The organism is Rhizobium sp. FG113 (assembly GCF_057809895.1).
Genome location: NZ_JBMDKV010000001.1, coordinates 1,405,003 through 1,419,181, shown reverse-complemented (window position 1 = coordinate 1,419,181; position 14,179 = coordinate 1,405,003). Strand labels below are relative to the sequence as shown.

Sequence of the window (14,179 nt, the reverse complement as noted above, 5' to 3'; positions counted from 1 at the left end):
TTTATCGCATGGGAGGGAACTGAACATGACGTCGGCAATGGGATCCGGACCTCCCGGCAATGCCGTTCTTGCGTTGCGAGGGATCGAAAAAATCCTTCGGACCGATATCGGTGCTGCGAGGCGTGGATTTCGACGTGCGGGCCGGTGAGGTTCATGCGTTGATGGGCGAGAATGGCGCGGGAAAATCGACGATGATTCGCATCATGTCGGGCGCACACCAGCCGAGCAGTGGTGACGTCGTGCTTGATGGCCAGACGGTTCGCTTCGGTCAGCCGCGTACCGCGCAGGTGGCCGGCATATCTGTCGTTCATCAGGAGCTTCTGCTTTTCCCAGCGCTGACGGTTGCCGAGAATATCTTCCTCGGCCATGCGCCGAGAACGGCGTTCGGTCTATTGGACCGGCGCGCCATGCGCGAACAGGCGCGCGCGCTCCTGGCGCGGCTCGACTGTCCGGAACTCGATGTAGACGCGCGGGTGGAAAACCTGTCGGTTGCCAACCGACAGCGCGTCGAAATCGCCCGTGCGTTATCGCGCAATGCACGGGTATTGATCATGGACGAGCCGACTGCAGCGCTCGCGGAAGCCGACGTCGTCCGGCTTCTCGATGTCATCAAGGCGCTGAAGAACGACGGCGTCGGCATCGTTTATGTCAGCCATCGCATGGAAGAGGTATTTCGTATCTCCGACCGCGTGACGGTGCTGCGCGACGGCAAGACCGTCGCTTCGAAGAATATCGGCGACGTCACCGAGGCCAGCCTCGTCTCGATGATGGTGGGGCGCGAGATCAGCCAGCTTTTCCCCAAGGAGACCGTGCCACTTGGAGAGCCTGTGCTCGAGCTCGATCGCCTTTCGTGTACGGGCCGTGTCGACAATGTCAGCCTCACCGTTCGTGCGGGCGAGATCCTCGGCATTGCTGGTCTAGTCGGCTCGGGACGAACGGAATTGGCCGAGACGGTGTTCGGCATTTCACCCGCGTCTTCCGGTTCCATCCGGATCAACGGCAAGACGGTGAGCGTTGGCGACGTGCGACAGGCTGTCGATCATGGTATCGCCTATGTCCCGGAAGATCGCGCTCAGCATGGACTTGTGAAGCGGCAGACCATTCGCGACAACGTCGCGATCACGGTTATCGACAAGCTGACCAACGGCTGGCTGGTCGACAAGCGCAAGGAACAGTCGCTCGCCAACGATGCCATCGCCCGCTTTGCGGTACGCACCCGTGGTCCGTCGCAGATTGTCGGTGAGCTCTCCGGTGGCAACCAGCAGAAGGTGGTCATCGCCAAGTGGTTGGCGAGTGCGCCGAAGGTTCTCATCCTTGACGAGCCAACACGCGGCGTCGACGTCGGCGCTAAATCGGAAATACACAAGCTGATGGTCCAGCTGGCCCGCGAAGGGATGGCGATCATCATGATCTCGAGCGAGCTTCCGGAGGTGCTTGGCATGAGCGACCGCATTGCCGTGATGAACGGGCACCGCATGGTCGCGATCCTCGATCGCAGCGAAGCGACGCCAGAAACGATCGGGGCTGCGATGATGAGAGGGCATGCCGCATGACACGGATATCATTTGGTAAAGTCTCGAGCCAGGAAGTGCTCTTGGCTGTGGCGATTATCGTCCTGCTCGGGGTCGTCGGGCTTTATAATCCGCGCTTTATGTCGAGCAATAACCTCTCGTCGATCTTCGTCGGCAATGCCTATATCGCGGTAGCGGCCATCGGCATGTCGCTGGTCATCATCTCAGGACACATCGATGTCTCCGTCGGGGCGTTGATCGGCGTGCTTGCAACCGTCTCCGGCCTGCTCGTCACCAATGGCTATCCGGTGTGGTTCTCGTGGTTGGCGCCGATCGCCGCCGGATGCGCGATCAATGTTCTCGTCGGTGTCCTCGTCGCTTATCTCAGGGTTCCCTCGATAATAGCCACGCTTGCAATGCTGTCGATCCTGCGCGGTCTCCTGATCACCTTGACCGGCGGAGCCTGGATATCTGGCCTGCCACCGGCGTTTCAGCTGGCGCAGTTCAAGTTCTTCGGCATACCGTCGCCGGTCGTCTTCATGGTCGTTCTGACGCTGCTTGCGGCTTTCGTCATGCGTAACACCGCGTTCGGGCGGGCAATCTATGCAGTCGGCGGCAACCCGGATGCCGCGGAGGCCGTCGGCATATCGCATCGGGCGATGACCGTGCAGGTTTTTGCTATTCACGGCCTGTTTGCGGGGCTCGCGGCCATCCTTTTCGCGACACAGTTGCAGGTCATCCAGTCCACGGTCCCGAATGGACTGGAACTGGTCATCATCTCCGCGGCGGTGGTCGGTGGGGTTTCCATTCTAGGCGGTATCGGCACCGTCACCGGATCGACGCTCGCTGCGATCCTCTTTGCCACCATCGGATCGTCGCTGATCTTTCTGAACGTTTCGGCCTATTGGCTCCGTGCCGTTCAGGGAACGCTTATCTTGGTCACCGTGCTTGCCGACGTCGCGCGTCGCCAACGCGCCGGGTGAGGGGCAAGACAATGAACCTCAAGTTTCTCTATCGCCACGAGACCATTCTGTTTCTCATTCTGGTCTGCGTGATGGGTACGCTCGCCATCTATAATGACCGCTTTCTGACCAGCGCCAATCTTCTGAACCAAGGTCGGCTGATGACCGAGGTCGGATTGATTGTGATAGCTATGACGTTTGTGATTATCACTGGCGGCATCGACCTCTCCGTCGGCTCCACTGTCGGCCTCTCGGCCATTCTCGTGGGGGTCTTCTGGAAACTCGGCCTGCCACTGCCATTGGCCGCATTTCTGGCGATCGTCGTCGGTACGGCAGGTGGGTTCGTCAACGGGCTGATCATTACCCGCTTTCGTGTGCCGCCGCTGATCGCCACGCTGGCCACGCTGGCGCTCTATCGTGGCCTGGCGGAAGGCATCAGCCAGGCGCAGTCGGTCAGGGGCTATCCAGCCTGGTTCCTCGCGATAGGGCAGGGCAACCTGTTGGGGGTGCCAACACAGCTCTGGCTTCTGGCGGTGGCGGCGATCGGCGGGATCTTCATTCTCCGTTTCACGCCGGTTGGCAGGAAGATCTACGCCATCGGCAACAATGAGGCGGCCGCGCGCTATTCGGGCGTCGATGTGGCGCGGATCAAGCTGTGGATTTATGCCGGCTCGGGCCTACTTGCCAGTATCGCTGCGGTCGTCTTCGTCAGCCGAGTCTCGACGACCCGATCCGACATGGGCACCGGTCTTGAACTCGACGCGATCACCGCAGTCGTACTGGGTGGCACCTCTATATTCGGCGGCCGGGGTTCGATCGTCGGCTCTCTGCTTGGCCTGGTGCTGATCCAGGCGCTGAAGAACGGTCTGTCGCTTTCCGGCGTCAAGGGCGACGGCACGATCGTGGTGATCGGCGCCGTACTGATCCTGGCCGTTCTCATTTCGAATTTGGTCAATCGTTTTTCGCGCGACTGACCCAACAAGGTGCAGCCCCATTCGGGGATGCATACGATCCAAAACAGGAGGAGTTTTTATGCGATCGATCATAGTATCACTTCAGGCGAGCGTTTTCTGCGTGACCAGCCTGCTGCCGCTGGCAGCCCATGCGCAAGCCGACTGGACCGGAGGAGACGGCCAGCCAACCAATCCGCTTGCTTGCGACGCTTCGGCTGCGGCCGTAGATCCCGGCGAGTATAACGGAGCTGCGCTCGCCAATGCACCTGATCGCAAGGGCAAGCCGCTCAAGATCGTCGACGTACCGAAACTGGTCGGCATCGGTTACTTCATGTCGAGCGCTGCCGGTGCACAGGTTGCTGCCAAGGAACTCGGCGATGTAACCGTCACGACCGATGGTCCGACCAAAGCCAACATCGATGAACAGATTACCTTCATCGACAACTATATCACCAGCGGCGTGGATGGCATCATGCTGTCGGCCAACGATCCGGTTGCTGTGGCACCGGTGTTGAAGAAGGCGTTGGAGGCCGGGATCAATGTCGTCACTTATGATGCAGACGCGGAGGCAGACGCACGTCAGTGGTTCATCAATCCGGCGACGGCCAATGGTGTAGCGAAAACGTTGATCGATCAGCTCGCCGGGCAGATCGGTGAAGATGGCCACTTCGCGATCGTGACCTCGACGTTCACGACACCCAACCAGGCACGCTGGATCAGCGAGATGGCGGCCTACGCCGCAAAGTGCCACCCGAAAATCCAGTTCCTGGAAACTGTGGAAGCCCAAGAAGACAACATTCTGTCCTTCAATCAGGCGCAAACGTTGATCAACAAGTATGGTGACGAACTCAAGGGTATCGTCGGCATGACGAGCGTTGCCACGCCAGCTGCGTCGGAAGCCGTTCAGCAGGGCAATCTGTGCGGCAAGGTCGCGGTCGTCGGCCTTGCGCTGCCAAATGCTATGAAGCCCTATGTGAACAGCGGTTGCGTGAAATCCGCCGTACTCTGGAGCACGGAAGACATGGGCTATGCGGCGGCGACCGCGTTGCGCGCTCTTGCCGACGGAACCCTGAAGCCAGGTGACAAGAGCTTCAAGGCCGGCAAGCTCGGTGATCTGCATATTGCCAACAAGAGCGAAATTCTGCTCGGTGCGCCCAAGGTGTTCACCAAGGACAACATAGCAGACTTTAACTTTTAAGCCGTCGCAACGACCGAGACACGGTCCGCCTTTGGTCGGACCGTGTCTGAAAATGCTTGAGCGCGACAATCATTTGAGGATTGATACATGTCAGATATCATACCCGGCGTTGCGATTTTCGTCGCAAAACCTGGCGCAGAGGCTGAAGTTGAGGCAGCTCTAAAGTCACTGGTGGCACCAAGCAGATCCGAAGGTGGAGTGGTCCATTACACCCTACATAGGGACAAAGAGAACCCGCGGCGCTTTGTGTTTACAGAGGCATGGATAGATCAGTTGTCTTTTGATCAACATGTTGCATCTCGCCACGTCTCGGAGGTGTTTCCGCGAATAAATAATCTTCTCGAGAGCTCCCAGGTGATGTTGTTGGACGAAATCTAGGCTGGCATGTGTCCTCTCCTCCGAGAGTTTCCCCATCGGCGACAAGCGATTACGATCTTATCAGCAATGAGAGCTGCCATCGTTGCGAACTCTCTCAAGAGCTACAATAAGGCCGGTGCAACAAAAGGGGCGGTCGCGTCTTACCCAAGTCACGGCCCGAACTAGCTCACCCTGCTCGGATTGACGTTCTCCAGATCAATTCCGCTGTCAGCCGGACGGAATGGTGCAAAATGTTGTCTGAGGCTTCGGCCTTCGAAAGCCATTCGACCGCTTTCGAAGCAATCTCTGCAACCGGCTGCGCGAACGTGGTCAGACCATACGATGACCATGAGGCCTGCTCGATATCGTCAAAACCCGCGAGACAAAGCTGCTGCGGAACACCGATACCAAACTGGTGTCGGGCCGTGTCCATGAAGCCGCACGCCAGCAGATCTGTCGCACAGAATACAGCATCCGGGCGTTGTGTGCGCGTCAGCATCCTTTGCGCCAATACGCGACCGGCCTCATAGCCAGTCCAGCCGTAGCGTTCAACGGAGACTTCTAGGCCAAGTCTTCCCGCGGCCGCAACGAAGCCGTGTTCGCGACCCATCAGGCTCGGCGTCCCCGCATCCGAGTTGGCAAAGGCGAGCGATCGGCAGCCTGCTCTGGCAAATGCTGTGACAATCCGTTCTCCGGCTTCGAAATCATCAAGATTGATCTTGAGCGGACCCGGCTCCTCGTCGTCGCGGTTGATGAGGACAAGCCGTTGGCCGTTTTTGAGGCATAGCCTGACGATCGAAGCGTCAGGAAGACCCGACAGGATGATGGATGCATCGGCACGGTAACGGATCGCTTGAGACAAAGCGCGGTCAACACTGCCATCCGAGCGATCCGTGTTGATCAACATTGCGACCTTGCCGACATTCTGCAGCTTGCTTGTCAGCTCGCGGAGCAATGCCGAGCGATAGGGAGTGGCGACGTCCGATACGACCAAGCAAACGATGCCGCTTTCGTTACGCATCAAGCCGCGAGCAAGTTCGTTGACATGATAACCGAGCGCCTCGGCCGCGTCAGTGACCTTTTTACGAGTCTCGGCGGAGACACTGGCGCCGGGCGTAAAGGTGCGAGACACCGCTGATCGGGAGACGCCGGCGCGCTGCGCTACCTCGAGGGCGCTGACGAAGTCCTTTGGCGGCATTCAGTTTCCCCTCGCCTTGCAAGCGCTTGCAACACTGTTCCCATCTGCGAACTCAATAAACATCGAGAAATTCATTGACATCCTTTTCTGTCATATGCAAGCTTTGCACACGCTTGCAAAATAGCGGCGACGTGGAGGCGTCGTTTAAATGGAGGAAATCATGGATTCTGTTAAGCTCGCCACAGCCGCGTTCGCCGTTGCTATCTCTTCGCTTGCCGTTCCGGCTCATGCTGCTGGAAATCTCAACGTCATATGCTCCGCCGATCAGCAGGTTTGCGACTTGATGAAGGGTTTGTTCGAGAAGCAGACGGATATTTCCGTGAACATGGTTCGCCTGTCGGCTGGCGAGACCTATGCGAAAATTCGCGCGGAAGCGCGCAATCCCAAGACCGACCTTTGGTGGGCCGGCACTGGCGACCCCCATCTGCAGGCAGCGAGCGAGGGATTGACGCTCGAATACAAGTCGCCGCTATTCGACCAATTGCAGGACTGGGCAAAGAAGCAGGCCGAAAGTGCGAATTTCCGAACTGTTGGCGTCTACGCCGGTGCTCTTGGTTGGGGATACAATACCGAGATCTTGCAGAAGAAAGGCCTGAAGGAGCCCAAATGCTGGGCCGATCTGCTCGATCCCTCGTACAAGGGAGAAATCCAGATCGCCAACCCGAACTCGTCGGGAACCTCCTACAACACCCTGGCGACGCTCGTTCAGATCATGGGCGAGGACAAGGCCTTCGACTATCTGGCGAAACTCAACGCCAATATCTCCCAGTACACGAAGTCTGGTTCCGCGCCGGTGAAGGCCGCAGCGCGCGGCGAGTCCACCATCGGGGTCGTCTTCATGCATGACGCGGTCGCTCAGACCGTCGAGGGCTTCCCGATCAAGGCGATCGCGCCATGTGAGGGAACGGGCTACGAGATCGGGTCGATGTCGATCGTCAAGGGCGCCAAGAACCTGGACAATGCCAAGAAGTGGTACGATTGGGCGCTGAGTACGGATGCCCAATCCCACATGAAGGACGCGAAGTCCTTCCAATTGCCATCGAACAAGTCCGCCGAGGTGCCGAAAGAAGCGCCGAAGTTCGAAGACATCAAGCTGATCGACTACGATTTCAAGAAGTACGGCGACCCAGATGTTCGCAAGGCTCTTCTGTCCCGCTGGGACAAGGAAATAGGCGCCAAGGCCAACTGATCGAATGACAGGCAGGGGCCTTGAGGCTCCTGCCTTTCCGACCGTCACGAAACGCTGCGGACAACCGACATGATTTCTAGCAATCGCCGTCTCGATATCGCCATTCTCATGGGTGGCGTGGCCTTCCTGCTGTTGCCCTGGTATCGCATCGAAAGCGGTTTCTTCGGCTTCCAATGGCTTTCCGGCTACTTTTCAGATGCAGCAACCGCACCGGCGGCAATCGAGATCGCAAGCTTCGGACGCTGGTGGCTTGGCTTGGTTGCCTTGCTCTTTGTTGCTGGTTGTGTCGCGCGCTTCGTTCCCAGTGCCCGAAGCCGTGGCCTTCTCCTGGCGGTCTGTGGTGGCGTCGGATTGGCGCTTCTCACACTTCAGGGACTGGCAATCACCTTTTCCGGCTGGTCATGGGCAATCAGCGAAGCACTGTTTGGTGCCTTGCCGGACGGGCAGCCATCCATGGGAGCAGGTGCAGTTCTTGCCGGTATCGTTTTCGTGCTGTTTTTTTCATTCGGTCTTGCCGATCGCGGCGTCATGAAGGGTGACGCCTTCGTGGTCAGCGCCATCTCGATGCTTGTGGTCCTGGTTGCGGTTTTCGTCTTCTATCCGGTCGGAAGCATGTTTATTGCCGCTTTCCAATCCGTCGATGGTTCGTTTGATCCCAGCGGCTTCTTCAACACGATCCAGGATTCGTCAGTCTGGAGTCTCAGTTGTGTCGTGGGGGGCGAGCGCTGTGGCGTGGCCTGGCGCACGCTGTGGCTCGCGATCATGACGGCTAGCGGTGCGACGTTGCTCGGTCTCTGCTTCGCGCTCGTCGCAACACGGACCCGGTTCCCTTTCAAGAGGGGATTGCGGCTGTTGACCATCCTGCCGATCATCACGCCCCCTTTTGTCGTCGGTCTCGCACTGACATTGCTGTTCGGGCGCGCGGGTGTGGTCACGCAGTTTACAGCATCAGCGCTCGGTATCGAGCCGGGCCGTTGGCTCTACGGTCTGACCGGTATCTGGATCGCGCAGGTCCTGTCCTTCACGCCGATCTCGTTTCTCGTCCTGATCGGCGTCGTCGAAGGTGTCAGCCCTTCGATGGAAGAAGCGTCGCAGACGCTCAGAGCCGATCGTTGGCGCACCTTCTGGCGGGTTTCCCTGCCTTTGATGAAGCCAGGTCTCGCCAATGCCTTTCTGATCAGCTTCATCGAAAGCATGGCGGACTTCGGCAATCCAATGGTTCTCGGTGGCAGCCACGGTGTCCTATCCACGGAGATCTTCTTCGCCGTTGTCGGATCGCAAAACGATCCCGCCCGCGCCGCAGTCCTCGCGATGATCCTGCTGGCATTCACCATGACGGCCTTCCTCGCCCAGCGACTTTGGCTTCAGGGAAAAAGCTATGCAACGGTCACTGGTAAGGGCGATTCTGGAGCGCATGCTGCCTTGCCGCGCGGCCTGTCCATCGCCGTTCATGCGATCGTCATTCCATGGGCGCTGTTTACGGTGGTGGTCTACGCGATGATCCTCTTCGGTGGCTTCGTGCGTACCTGGGGCCTGGATAACAGCCTGACCTTCCAGCACTATATCAGCGCATTTTCCATCGGCTGGCGCGAGGACGGCGGCATAGCCTGGACGGGTGTTGCCTGGAACTCCTTCTGGACGACGATGGAAATCGCGCTGATCTCCGCGCCATTAACGGCCGCTGTCGGCCTGCTGACCGCTTATTTGATCGTACGCCAGAAATTCGTCGGTCGTGGTGTCTTCGAATTTGCGCTTATGCTGAGCTTTGCCATTCCGGGCACAGTGATCGGTATCAGTTACATCATGGCATTCAACCTGCCGCCGCTGGAGATGACCGGCACCGCACTCATCCTCGTCGCGTGCTTCGTCTTCCGTAACATGCCAGTCGGTGTGCGCGGCGGCGTGGCGGCCATGAGCCAGCTCGACAAGAGCCTCGACGAGGCATCGCTGACCTCGCGGGCAAACAGCTTCAGGACCGTGAGAAAAGTGATTTTGCCGCTTCTGCGTCCGGCGATCACCGCGGCTCTCGTCTATTCCTTCGTGCGGGCGATTACCTCGATCAGCGCCGTGATCTTCCTCGTCAGCGCCGAATACAACATGTCCACGGCCTACATCGTCGGCCTCGTCGAAAACGGCGAGTATGGCGTTGCGATCGCCTACTCGTCCGCCCTTATCGTCGTGATGGTCACTGTGATCGGTGGTTTCCAGTTGCTGGTCGGCGAACGCCGACTTCGCCGTGAAAACCGGGTCGCGCTCGCCGCACCGACGGCCAAACCCTCCCTGCCGCTCAATCAGGAGAAAACCGCATGAGCAAGACTGTGCCCGGCTCCGTTACGTTCGAACGAGTGAGAAAGACATTTGGCGCCTTCACAGCCATTCCCGACCTTTCGCTCACCATTGAACCGGGAACGCTTGTCACGCTTCTCGGACCGTCGGGATGCGGCAAGACGACGACGCTGCGTATGCTGGCCGGTCTTGAGCACCCCTCGGCGGGACGAATCCTCATCGGCGGCAAGGACGTAACGATGCTGCCGGCAAACGAACGCGATGTGTCGATGGTGTTTCAAAGCTACGCGCTCTTTCCGCATATGACATCGCTCGACAACGTCGCCTACGGCCTGGAATCATCAGGGATCAAGCGCAAGGAGGCGCGCGAACGCGCCAAGGAGGCGATGAAGCTCGTCGGCCTCGACGGCATGGGCGAGCGGCTGCCGGCCGAATTGTCGGGTGGCCAGCAACAGCGCGTTGCCGTGGCGCGCGCCCTGGTCCTGGAGCCGCAGGTGCTGCTGCTCGACGAGCCGCTGTCCAATCTCGACGCACGTCTTCGCCGGCGGGTGCGCACCGAAATTCGCGATCTGCAACAGCGACTGGGCTTCACAGCGGTCTATGTCACGCATGACCAGGATGAGGCTCTTGCCGTGTCGGACCAGATCATCGTGATGAAGGATGGCGAGATCGCGCAACAAGGTGCACCACGCGACCTTTACGATGCGCCCGCCTCCGCCTTCATCGCCGATTTCATGGGTGAGGCCAATGTGTTGGCCTGCCAGGTCGAAAGTGTCGAAGACGGCATCGCCCTGATCGATATCGAAGGGCTGAAGCACCGCGTAGCGGCCAGGAATGCATCGGCCGGCAGGGCCGAACTCGCCATCCGGCCCAATGCAATTCAGTTGCATCGCACGCCCACGAAGGGTGCCTTCACCGGCAGGATCACGCATGCGGCCTATCTCGGCGATCATGTCGAATACGAAGTCGCAACCGGCAGGGGGAACCTGTTCGTCATCGACAGGACAGCGGATTCACCATTCGACACGACGACCGAAGTCGCCATCAGCCTTAAGGATCGCGGGATCGCGCTGATTACCGCACCAACCAAGTAAGAAATCGCAAGAGGGTTTGAAATGACATCGCATTCTTCATTGGGCCTCGATGCTCGCAGGGCCTTTGCGGAAACCATTGCACAGAAGGCAGGCGCGCTGGCGCTCGGCTATTTCGAAAAAAGGGAAAGCCTGGTCATAGAAACCAAGCGGGATCCCCAGGACGTCGTGTCGATCGCTGACAGGGACGTCGAAAACCTCATTCGAGACGCTGTGCATGATACCTATCCCGGTGACGGCTTCCTCGGGGAGGAATACGGACTTGAAGCCGGCACGTCAGGCCTGATCTGGGTCGTCGATCCAATCGATGGAACGAGCCCTTTCGTCAATGGCATGCCGAACTGGTGCATCTCGGTCGCGCTTCTCCAGGATAACGTGCCTGTTGTCGGCGTTATCTTTGCACCGTGTCACAGTGAACTCTACTCAGCGGCCGCTGGATCCGGTGCGACGTTGAACGGACAATCGCTGTCACTCGATCCATCACGCACGATCCGCAATTCCGTGACCGGTATCGGCGCCAACAACCATGTCACGCCGGCATTCGTGGCCGCGATGGTGGAAAAGCTTTTGTCTGCCGGCGGCAACTTCATTCGGAATGGATCTGGCGCACTGATGCTTGCCTATGTCGCTGCCGGCCGTCTCGTGGGCTATTACGAACCCTACATGCATGCCTGGGATTGCCTGGCCGGTTATTGCCTCGTGAAGGAGGCCGGCGGCTGGTACCACCCATTCCCGACCGAGGGAGACCGGTTGACCAAGGGGGCGCCCGTTCTTGCGGCAGCGCCCGGCGCCGTCGAGGATCTTCGCGCTATCGCTGGAATTTGACAACGCACGATTGCCGATATCTGGACAGATCGCTTCGCGGCGTTACTTGTCACAGGAGACCAATTTTAAGCCGGTTATCGGCTTTGACAGATTGCCGTCGGTGAAAGCGCAACCATTCATTGTTCCTTTGATATGCCACCAAGTAAGTGCGCCATCAGGTATCTTGCCTGAGCGTCAGAAACTGTCAGGATCGAACGCAAACTGCGATCATGTTCTTGCCAACGCTTTATGAACAAATGGCGTCGTACCGGGTAACCTTCCGCCAGGGGCACCGCAAGTACACGATTTACCCGGAAATGGTACGGAGCGGCCGACTGTAAGGTCGACGATCGGTCCTTAGCCGCTATTGACGTTGCTCAGAAGTCCGTCGAGACCGAGACGTTCCGCCAGCGATTGATGATGTTTGCGTCCGACGCGTGCTTCGCCTCGATCGCGTCAACCGTGTCGCTTCCGAACGGCATGCGGACGGGTGGCTGATCGACGTCGGCGAAGGCGACGACCTGCCGAGCGAATTTCTCCGGATCTCCGGGCTGGTTGTGATTGAGGGATGCCGCGTGCTCGCGCACAGCACCTGCCGTTCCATCATAGTCGTGAATCCGGTTGCTGCTTGCCGACAACGAGCTGGGATCGAGGAAATCCGTCCGGAAATAACCAGGCTCGATGACGGTCACATGTATTCCAAGGGGTTCGAGCTCCGCATAGAGCGCTTCCGACAATCCCTCGACCGCGAACTTGGTGGAGCAGTAGACGCCGAAGCCTGCGCCAGCGCGGTAACCGCCAATCGAGGAGATGTTGAGGATGCGACCGGATCGCTGTGAGCGCATTTGCGGAAGGACTGCCCGCGTCACCGTCAATAAGCCGAAGACGTTCGTGCGGTAGAGCCGTTCGACCTCTTCTGCCGTGGCTTCCTCCACCGCCCCGATGAGACCAAAGCCCGCGTTGTTCAACAGGACGTCAATGGTCCCAAAGCGTTCGACAGCCTGCCGGGCCGCGTCGTAGGCTTGCTGCTCGTTGGTGACGTCCAAGGCGGCTGCGAAAAGGTTGGACCGCTCCCCGAGCTTGTCTATGACGGATGCCGCACTGCGGGCGGTAGCAACCACATTGTCTCCCCGCTCGAGGGCGAGCTGTGCGATGCGGGCGCCGAACCCGCGCGATGCTCCAGTGATAAACCAGGTTTTCATATCGATCTTCCTCCGTATGACGGGCCTATTCGGCCGCGACTGGCAGTTCCCAGAGCTTGTTGAACGCAATGCTGTCGAAGAACGCTGATGCCGTGACGATCTTGCCGCCATCGAGGTCGAGGAACCACGCATAGGTGTTCTTGTAGGGCTGGCCGTCCCTCGCTGTTCCCGCGGCATCGAAGAAGACGATGACCGTATCGCCGTCCGCATACATATTCCGGATCGTCGGCTTGAGACCGACGCTCATCCGCGCGTTGAACGGCTTGATCACCTCGTTGATGAACGCATCCTTGCTGCCGTAGGTTTTGGACGCAGAAGAGTTGCCTGTGATCGTCCATGCCACGTTGTCCGCCAGTAGGTCATAGGGACTTCCAGTGCCCGCGGCCCACGCATCGAACGCCTTCTGGACGGTCGCCTTGTTGGCGGCCTCATCTGCAATGGCCGTGCCAGCAACAAAGGTGGCGGCAGAAATGGCAACCGCGACAGCGGTCGCACGAAGCGTTGCCACTGATGTTTTACATCTACTCATCTCTGAACTCCTTGGAACGAGTTGTCATGCCGACGGACGCTCCCGGCGACGGAGAAGAGCGGCGGGGGCAACGCCGCAGGGATTTTAGATCTGGGCTTCCCAGGCCTTGAGCTGGTGATCCTTCAGCATGTCCTCGATCACCTTCGGGCAGACATTGCGGAATTTACCCGTGTCGGACGGAACGATCTCGATCATGCGATCGATCATCTCGGTCGGGTCCATCTTGCCTTCCGGCGTAGCGAAGAAGTCGTCGAAGCCTTTGCGGAGATCGGCGCGCTTCGTGAAGTTCTTGCCGTCGTCCATCCAGCGGAACGGATTGTCGGCCATCGTTTCGTTATAGCCCGTGTAATAGGCGCCGGGATTGACGGTCTGGATCTTGATCCCGTAGGCCGCCAGTTCCTGCTGAAGCGCCTCCGCGATGGATTCCAGCGCATGCTTTGTCGAGACATAGGTGCCCCAGTTCGCCGGCGTGAACAGGCCGCCCATCGAGGACGTGAACACCACCTTCTTGCCGTGGTGTTTGCCTTCCCGGATCCAGCGCTGGATGACGCCTTGCGTGAGCGTCAGCGGAAGGAAGACATTCGTTTCGAAGTTGCGGCGCACGATGTCGACGGGGATTTCCCAGACTGGACCGGGTTCGCCCTGGCCTGCATTGTTCCAGAGAACGTCGAAATCCCAACCCTGCGCCTGCTTGATGTCATAGGGATCCGTGAGGTCGAGGCGCTCGACGCGGATGCGCTTGCCGAGATCAAGCGCCGCCACTTCTTCGCGCATGGCCGTGACCATGGGCGAGACCTGGCAGGTCGCGATGATGTTGTGGCCGTTCTTTGCCATTCCAATTGCAGCAGCCTTGCCGAAGCCCGAGCCGCCGCCAGTGATGAGGATCGTCTTGCTCATGT

The 14,179-nt window shown here is 59.0% G+C and carries 13 protein-coding genes; 9 read left to right on the top strand and 4 right to left on the bottom strand.

The annotated features are described in order from the left end of the window. Positions 1–59: 59 nt before the first annotated feature. The 5 genes from ACODTZ_RS06315 (at position 60) to ACODTZ_RS06295 (ending at position 5,002) form a co-directional block, all read left to right on the top strand. Positions 60–1,553 carry a sugar ABC transporter ATP-binding protein gene (locus tag ACODTZ_RS06315; RefSeq protein WP_489024569.1) on the top strand — a complete coding sequence of 498 codons (1,494 nt, stop codon included), beginning with the start codon at positions 60–62 and terminating at the stop codon, positions 1,551–1,553. Further along, the gene (locus ACODTZ_RS06310) at positions 1,550–2,494 is read left to right on the top strand and encodes an ABC transporter permease (protein ID WP_489024567.1); all 945 of its coding nucleotides are present in this window, start codon (positions 1,550–1,552) and stop codon (positions 2,492–2,494) included. Before ACODTZ_RS06315 ends, ACODTZ_RS06310 begins: the two co-directional genes overlap by 4 nt. Before the next feature lie 11 nt (positions 2,495–2,505). Continuing rightward, positions 2,506–3,447, top strand: coding sequence for an ABC transporter permease (locus ACODTZ_RS06305; protein WP_489024566.1), 942 nt, complete (start codon positions 2,506–2,508; stop codon positions 3,445–3,447). A 58-nt stretch (positions 3,448–3,505) separates the two neighbouring features. Then, complete coding sequence (locus ACODTZ_RS06300) at positions 3,506–4,624, top strand: substrate-binding domain-containing protein (protein ID WP_489024565.1); 1,119 nt, start codon at positions 3,506–3,508, stop codon at positions 4,622–4,624. Positions 4,625–4,711: 87 nt separating this feature from the next. Next, positions 4,712–5,002 (top strand): putative quinol monooxygenase, encoded by a 291-nt coding sequence (locus ACODTZ_RS06295; protein ID WP_489024564.1) that lies wholly within the window; start codon positions 4,712–4,714, stop codon positions 5,000–5,002. Positions 5,003–5,168: 166 nt separating this feature from the next. On the opposite strand, the gene ACODTZ_RS06290 is transcribed toward ACODTZ_RS06295, so the two are convergent. After that, positions 5,169–6,179 (bottom strand): LacI family DNA-binding transcriptional regulator, encoded by a 1,011-nt coding sequence (locus tag ACODTZ_RS06290; RefSeq protein WP_489024563.1) that lies wholly within the window; start codon positions 6,177–6,179, stop codon positions 5,169–5,171. A gap of 160 nt (positions 6,180–6,339) precedes the next feature. On the opposite strand from ACODTZ_RS06290, the gene ACODTZ_RS06285 reads away from it, so the two are divergent. The 4 genes from ACODTZ_RS06285 (at position 6,340) to ACODTZ_RS06270 (ending at position 11,570) form a co-directional block, all read left to right on the top strand. After that, a complete protein-coding gene (locus ACODTZ_RS06285) occupies positions 6,340–7,368 on the top strand; it encodes an ABC transporter substrate-binding protein (RefSeq protein ID WP_489024562.1) in 1,029 nt (342 codons plus the stop codon). A 69-nt stretch (positions 7,369–7,437) separates the two neighbouring features. Continuing rightward, on the top strand, positions 7,438–9,678 hold the full coding sequence (locus ACODTZ_RS06280; RefSeq protein WP_489024560.1) for an ABC transporter permease: 2,241 nt from the start codon (positions 7,438–7,440) through the stop codon (positions 9,676–9,678). Continuing rightward, complete coding sequence (locus ACODTZ_RS06275) at positions 9,675–10,748, top strand: ABC transporter ATP-binding protein (protein WP_489024558.1); 1,074 nt, start codon at positions 9,675–9,677, stop codon at positions 10,746–10,748. The genes ACODTZ_RS06280 and ACODTZ_RS06275 overlap by 4 nt, the downstream gene beginning before the upstream one ends. Before the next feature lie 21 nt (positions 10,749–10,769). Then, complete coding sequence (locus tag ACODTZ_RS06270) at positions 10,770–11,570, top strand: inositol monophosphatase family protein (RefSeq protein WP_489024556.1); 801 nt, start codon at positions 10,770–10,772, stop codon at positions 11,568–11,570. 356 nt (positions 11,571–11,926) lie between these two features. On the opposite strand, the gene ACODTZ_RS06265 is transcribed toward ACODTZ_RS06270, so the two are convergent. From ACODTZ_RS06265 to ACODTZ_RS06255, 3 genes are all read right to left on the bottom strand, one after another. Further along, the gene (locus ACODTZ_RS06265; protein ID WP_489024554.1) at positions 11,927–12,751 is read right to left on the bottom strand and encodes an oxidoreductase; all 825 of its coding nucleotides are present in this window, start codon (positions 12,749–12,751) and stop codon (positions 11,927–11,929) included. A gap of 25 nt (positions 12,752–12,776) precedes the next feature. Next, the gene (locus ACODTZ_RS06260; protein ID WP_489024552.1) at positions 12,777–13,280 is read right to left on the bottom strand and encodes a nuclear transport factor 2 family protein; all 504 of its coding nucleotides are present in this window, start codon (positions 13,278–13,280) and stop codon (positions 12,777–12,779) included. Positions 13,281–13,364: 84 nt separating this feature from the next. After that, a complete protein-coding gene (locus ACODTZ_RS06255) occupies positions 13,365–14,177 on the bottom strand; it encodes an SDR family oxidoreductase (RefSeq protein ID WP_489024550.1) in 813 nt (270 codons plus the stop codon). Positions 14,178–14,179: the final 2 nt, after the last annotated feature.

Bases quoted from the DNA above. Each gene is read 5' to 3' on its own strand.
- ACODTZ_RS06275 (WP_489024558.1), top strand. From the start codon at position 9,675: ATGAGCAAGACTGTGCCCGGCTCCGTTACGTTCGAACGAGTGAGAAAG.
- ACODTZ_RS06305 (WP_489024566.1), top strand. From the start codon at position 2,506: ATGAACCTCAAGTTTCTCTATCGCCACGAGACCATTCTGTTTCTCATT.
- ACODTZ_RS06290 (WP_489024563.1), bottom strand. From the start codon at position 6,179: ATGCCGCCAAAGGACTTCGTCAGCGCCCTCGAGGTAGCGCAGCGCGCC.
- ACODTZ_RS06315 (WP_489024569.1), top strand. From the start codon at position 60: ATGCCGTTCTTGCGTTGCGAGGGATCGAAAAAATCCTTCGGACCGATA.
- ACODTZ_RS06285 (WP_489024562.1), top strand. From the start codon at position 6,340: ATGGATTCTGTTAAGCTCGCCACAGCCGCGTTCGCCGTTGCTATCTCT.
- ACODTZ_RS06310 (WP_489024567.1), top strand. From the start codon at position 1,550: ATGACACGGATATCATTTGGTAAAGTCTCGAGCCAGGAAGTGCTCTTG.
- ACODTZ_RS06280 (WP_489024560.1), top strand. From the start codon at position 7,438: ATGATTTCTAGCAATCGCCGTCTCGATATCGCCATTCTCATGGGTGGC.
- ACODTZ_RS06255 (WP_489024550.1), bottom strand. From the start codon at position 14,177: ATGAGCAAGACGATCCTCATCACTGGCGGCGGCTCGGGCTTCGGCAAG.
- ACODTZ_RS06300 (WP_489024565.1), top strand. From the start codon at position 3,506: ATGCGATCGATCATAGTATCACTTCAGGCGAGCGTTTTCTGCGTGACC.
- ACODTZ_RS06260 (WP_489024552.1), bottom strand. From the start codon at position 13,280: ATGAGTAGATGTAAAACATCAGTGGCAACGCTTCGTGCGACCGCTGTC.
- ACODTZ_RS06270 (WP_489024556.1), top strand. From the start codon at position 10,770: ATGACATCGCATTCTTCATTGGGCCTCGATGCTCGCAGGGCCTTTGCG.
- ACODTZ_RS06265 (WP_489024554.1), bottom strand. From the start codon at position 12,751: ATGAAAACCTGGTTTATCACTGGAGCATCGCGCGGGTTCGGCGCCCGC.
- ACODTZ_RS06295 (WP_489024564.1), top strand. From the start codon at position 4,712: ATGTCAGATATCATACCCGGCGTTGCGATTTTCGTCGCAAAACCTGGC.